The organism is Mesorhizobium sp. M7A.F.Ca.CA.001.08.2.1 (genome assembly GCF_003998455.1).
Classification (GTDB): Bacteria; Pseudomonadota; Alphaproteobacteria; order Rhizobiales; family Rhizobiaceae; genus Mesorhizobium; species Mesorhizobium ciceri.
Genome location: NZ_RZPW01000519.1, coordinates 1 through 4,578 on the forward strand (window position 1 = coordinate 1; position 4,578 = coordinate 4,578).

4 protein-coding genes are annotated in these 4,578 nt (G+C 63.3%); all 4 read left to right on the forward strand.

All coding sequences use genetic code 11. From position 1 onward, the window contains the following. Positions 1-65: 65 nt before the first annotated feature. Positions 66-1,076, forward strand: a complete 1,011-nt coding sequence (locus EN914_RS25260; protein ID WP_013531438.1) for a DNA-directed RNA polymerase subunit alpha — start codon at positions 66-68, stop codon at positions 1,074-1,076. A 104-nt stretch (positions 1,077-1,180) separates the two neighbouring features. Continuing rightward, positions 1,181-1,612, forward strand: coding sequence for a 50S ribosomal protein L17 (rplQ, locus tag EN914_RS25265; RefSeq protein ID WP_013531439.1), 432 nt, complete (start codon positions 1,181-1,183; stop codon positions 1,610-1,612). 199 nt (positions 1,613-1,811) lie between these two features. Continuing rightward, a complete protein-coding gene (locus EN914_RS25270) occupies positions 1,812-3,299 on the forward strand; it encodes a DegQ family serine endoprotease (protein ID WP_013531440.1) in 1,488 nt (495 codons plus the stop codon). 48 nt (positions 3,300-3,347) lie between these two features. Further along, on the forward strand, positions 3,348-4,578 hold a 1,231-nt coding region (locus EN914_RS25275), incomplete at its 3' end, for a replication-associated recombination protein A (protein WP_164778892.1).

A 4,578-nucleotide genomic window follows, 5' to 3' on the forward strand; every position in this document is an offset into this window, starting at 1 on the left:
CCTCCGTGGCATTCCAGGTCGCCCGCCACGATTGGATGGTGGCGGGTCAACGGAAGGAAAGCATCATGATCCAGAAAAATTGGCAGGAACTGATCAAGCCGAACAAGATCGAGTTCTCGTCGAAGAAGAAGACGCTGACCACACTGGTCGCCGAGCCTCTCGAGCGTGGCTTTGGCCTGACGCTGGGCAACGCGCTGCGCCGCGTGCTTCTGTCTTCGCTGCGCGGTGCGGCTGTTACCGCCGTGCAGATCGACGGCGTTCTACATGAATTCTCGTCCATCGCCGGTGTGCGCGAGGACGTGACCGACATCGTCTTGAATATCAAGGAAATCGCCATCCGCATGGAAGGCGATGGTCCCAAGCGCATGGTCGTTCGCAAGCAGGGACCGGGTGCGGTTCTTGCCGGCGACATCCAGACGGTTGGCGACGTCGAGATCCTCAACCCCGACCACGTCATCTGCACGCTGGACGAAGGCGCTGAAATCCGCATGGAATTCACCGTCGACACCGGCAAGGGTTACGTGCCGGCCGACCGCAACCGCGCCGAAGACGCGCCGATCGGCCTCATCCCGGTCGACAGCCTTTATTCGCCGGTCAAGAAGGTCTCCTACAAGGTCGAGAACACCCGCGAGGGCCAGGTTCTCGACTATGACAAGCTGACCATGACGATCGAGACCGACGGTTCGATCACCGGCGAGGACGCAGTGGCTTTCGCCGCCCGCATCCTGCAGGACCAGCTCGGCCTGTTCGTCAACTTCGACGAGCCGCAGAAGGAAGTCGCCGCCGAGGCCGTCACCGAGCTCGCCTTCAACCCGGCGCTGCTCAAGAAGGTCGACGAACTCGAGCTTTCGGTGCGTTCGGCCAACTGCCTGAAGAACGACAACATCGTCTATATCGGCGACCTGATCCAGAAGACCGAGGCCGAGATGCTGCGCACCCCGAACTTCGGCCGCAAGTCGCTGAACGAGATCAAGGAAGTCCTGGCGGCGATGGGCCTGCACCTCGGCATGGAAGTGCCGGACTGGCCGCCGGAAAACATCGAAGACCTCGCTAAGCGTTACGAAGACCAATATTGAGCATGAATTCCAAGGATCGGCGGCGTGGGCCGCTCGATCCGACGGTCATGCGGAAAACCATCAGAGGCCGCGGCCTCTTGAACAACTGAAGAAGGAAAAGAGCCATGCGCCACGGTTTCAAAGGCCGCCGCTTCGCCCGAAGCATTAGCCATCGCAAGTCGATGTTCGCCAACCTCGCCGTGTCGCTGCTCGAGCACGAGCAGATCGTCACAACCTTGCCGAAGGCGAAGGACCTGCGTCCGATCGTCGAGAAGCTGGTGACGCTCGGCAAGCGTGGCGACCTGCACGCCCGCCGCCAGGTCATTGCCCAGATCGGCAATGAAGGCGTCGTCAAGCGTCTGTTCGACACCATCGCGCCGCGCTACGCCAACCGCAATGGCGGCTATCTGCGCATCATGAAGGCGGGCTTCCGTCACGGTGACAACGCCGCGATGGCTGTCATCGAGTTCGTCGATCGCGACGTCTCGGCCAAGGGCGCCGGCGACCGCGCTCGCATCGAGGCCGAAAGCGCTGACGCGGACGCCGCAGCCGCATAAGGCTCGGTTTTCCCAAATGAGTTCAAAGGGGCCTGCGGGCCCCTTTTTGTTTTCTGAAAGCAGCAAACCGCGCCGGAATCCGATTTCCGGGCATGCCCCTGGGGTTTTGGCCCAAAATAGTCGGATTTCAGCGGCTTAGCCTTTCATTTTGCACAATCGTCGGGACAATGCCCCCGAACTTGCCTTGGAGGATTCGCGAATGCGCGCCAGAAGACTGCCCTTTGTTCTGCTTTTCGCCATCATGGCGTTTGCGGCCGCACCGGTGGTCAGGCAGGCATTGGCCGAGGAGACCAAGACCGATCCTGGCCTGTCCGATGTGCTGACCGACCTGCTGCATGGCGTCGAGGGCGAGAACGCGACGTCCGGTCCCGACAAGCGCGTGCCGTTCGGTCGCGAGGAGGTGCAGCTGTCGTTTGCGCCGCTGGTCAAGCAGACGGCGCCGGCGGTGGTCAACGTCTATGCCTCGCAGACCGCCAAGGTGACATCGCCTTTCGACGGTGATCCGTTCTTCGAAGAATTCTTCGGCCGCTCGCAGCCGCGCGCGCAGTCTTCGCTGGGCTCCGGCGTGCTGGTCGATCCGACCGGCGTCGTGGTCACCAATTACCACGTCATCAAGGATGCCGACCGGGTCAAGGTGGCGACCGCTGATGGGCGTGAGTTCGACAGCAAGGTGCTGCTCAAGGACGAGACTCTCGACCTTGCCGTGCTCAAGATCACCTCGGACAAGCCGTTTCCGGTCATTGCCATCGGCGATTCCGACGCGCTCGAGGTCGGCGATCTGCTGCTGGCCATCGGCAACCCCTTCGGCGTCGGCCAGACCACCACCAGCGGCATCGTCTCGGCACTGGCCCGCAGCCATATCGGCGTCTCCGATTCCAGCTTCTTCATCCAGACCGACGCCGCCATCAATCCCGGCAATTCCGGCGGTGCGCTGATCAACATGGGCGGCCAGCTGGTCGGCATCAATACGGCCATCTACAGCCGCAGCGGCGGTTCGATCGGCATCGGCTTCGCCATTCCCTCGAACATGGTTCGCGCCTTTGCCGACGCGGCCAAGGCCGGGCTCGACTTCTTCGAACGGCCCTATATCGGCGCCGAGTTCGAAGCGGTGACGCCGCAGATCGCAGAATCGCTCGGCATGGAGAAGCCGACCGGTGCGCTGGTTTCGTCGGTCGAGGCGACCGGACCGGCCGCCAAGGCAGGGCTCAAGCCCGGCGACGTGGTGCTGCAGCTCAACGGCAAGCCGGTCGAGAGCATCGAAGCGCTGGACTACCGGATGGCGACGCTGTCGATCGGCACCACCGCCAATTTCGCGGTCCTGACCAAGGGCCAGCAGGCGGCGATGGATATCGCGCTGGAGCGTGCTCCGGAAGGCATGAAGGCTGCCGAGGTGACGCTGCATGGCCGCAGCCCGTTCTCGGGCGCCAAGGTCGCGGAGCTTTCGCCCCGGCTCGCGCAGCGGCTTGGCCTGCGCACGGACATCAAGGGCGTCACCGTGGTCGACATCAACCGCGATTCACCGGCCGCCGATTTCGGCTTCCAGCCGGGCGACATCGTGCGCGAGGTGAACGGCACCACCATCGATACCGCAGCGACCCTGGAGCTGGCGGCCAAGACGGATACGCGCTGGTGGCGCTTTACGGTCGAGCGCGGCGGGCAGATACTGCGTCAGGTGTTGCGTTATTAGGGCTGGGTTCCGTGCATTCGGGCTCATGCTCCAACGAAAAAGAAGTGCATGGCCGATCTGTTCAGCGTCGATGAACCGGAAAAGACGCCGCCTGGGCGGCCGCTGGCCGACAGGCTGCGGCCGAGGAACCTTGGCGAGGTCGTCGGCCAGGAGCATCTGACCGGGCCTGACGGCGCGCTGACCCGGTTGATCGGTTCCGGCTCGCTCGGCTCGATGATTTTCTGGGGGCCGCCCGGCACCGGCAAGACCACCGTGGCGCGGTTGCTCGCCGGTGAAACGAGTCTCGCCTTCGAGCAGATATCGGCTGTCTTTTCCGGCGTCGCCGACCTGAAAAAGGTGTTCGAATCAGCCAAATTGCGCCGTGCCAATGGCCGCCAGACCTTGCTGTTCGTCGACGAGATCCATCGCTTCAACCGCGCGCAGCAGGACAGTTTCCTCCCGGTCATGGAGGACGGGACAGTCGTGCTGGTTGGCGCCACGACCGAAAACCCGTCCTTCGAACTGAATGCCGCTTTGTTGTCACGCGCGCGCGTTCTGGTCTTCCATTCGCTTGGCGAGGAGAGCATCTCCAAGCTGATGGCGCGGGCGGAGGAGACCGAGGGCAGGGCGCTGCCGCTCGACGACGAGGCGCGGGCCATGCTCATCCGCATGAGCGATGGCGACGGCCGCGCCTCTCTTACCCTGGCAGAGGAAGTCTGGCGAGCAGCCAAGCCCGGCGAGGTCTTCGATCCCGAGGGTCTGCAGCGCATCGTCCAGCGCCGCGCGCCAATCTACGACAAGGGCCAGGACGGCCATTACAATCTGATCTCGGCGCTGCACAAATCGGTACGCGGTTCAGATCCTGACGCGGCCCTCTACTATCTCGCACGCATGTTCGATGCCGGCGAGGATCCGCTCTATCTAGGCCGCCGGCTGGTGCGCATGGCCATGGAAGACATCGGCCTTGCCGACCCGCAGGCGCTTGTCGTCGCCAATGCGGCCAAGGATGCCTACGACTATCTCGGCTCGCCCGAAGGCGAACTCGCCTTTGCCGAGGCCACCGTCTATCTCGCCACCGCGCCCAAATCCAACGCCGTCTACAACGCTTTCAAGGCCGCCACGCGGGCCGCCAAGGAACACGGCTCGCTGCTGCCACCCAAGCACATCCTCAATGCGCCGACCAAACTGATGAAAGAGGAGGATTACGGCGCCGGCTACCGCTACGACCATGACGAGCCGGATGCCTTTTCGGGGCAGGATTATTTTCCGGAGAAGATGGGTCGCCAGACCTTCTATGATC

Coding starts and splice junctions, on each gene's coding strand:
- EN914_RS25260 (WP_013531438.1), top strand. CDS start 66: ATGATCCAGAAAAATTGGCAGGAACTGATCAAGCCGAACAAGATCGAG.
- EN914_RS25270 (WP_013531440.1), top strand. CDS start 1,812: ATGCGCGCCAGAAGACTGCCCTTTGTTCTGCTTTTCGCCATCATGGCG.
- rplQ (WP_013531439.1), top strand. CDS start 1,181: ATGCGCCACGGTTTCAAAGGCCGCCGCTTCGCCCGAAGCATTAGCCAT.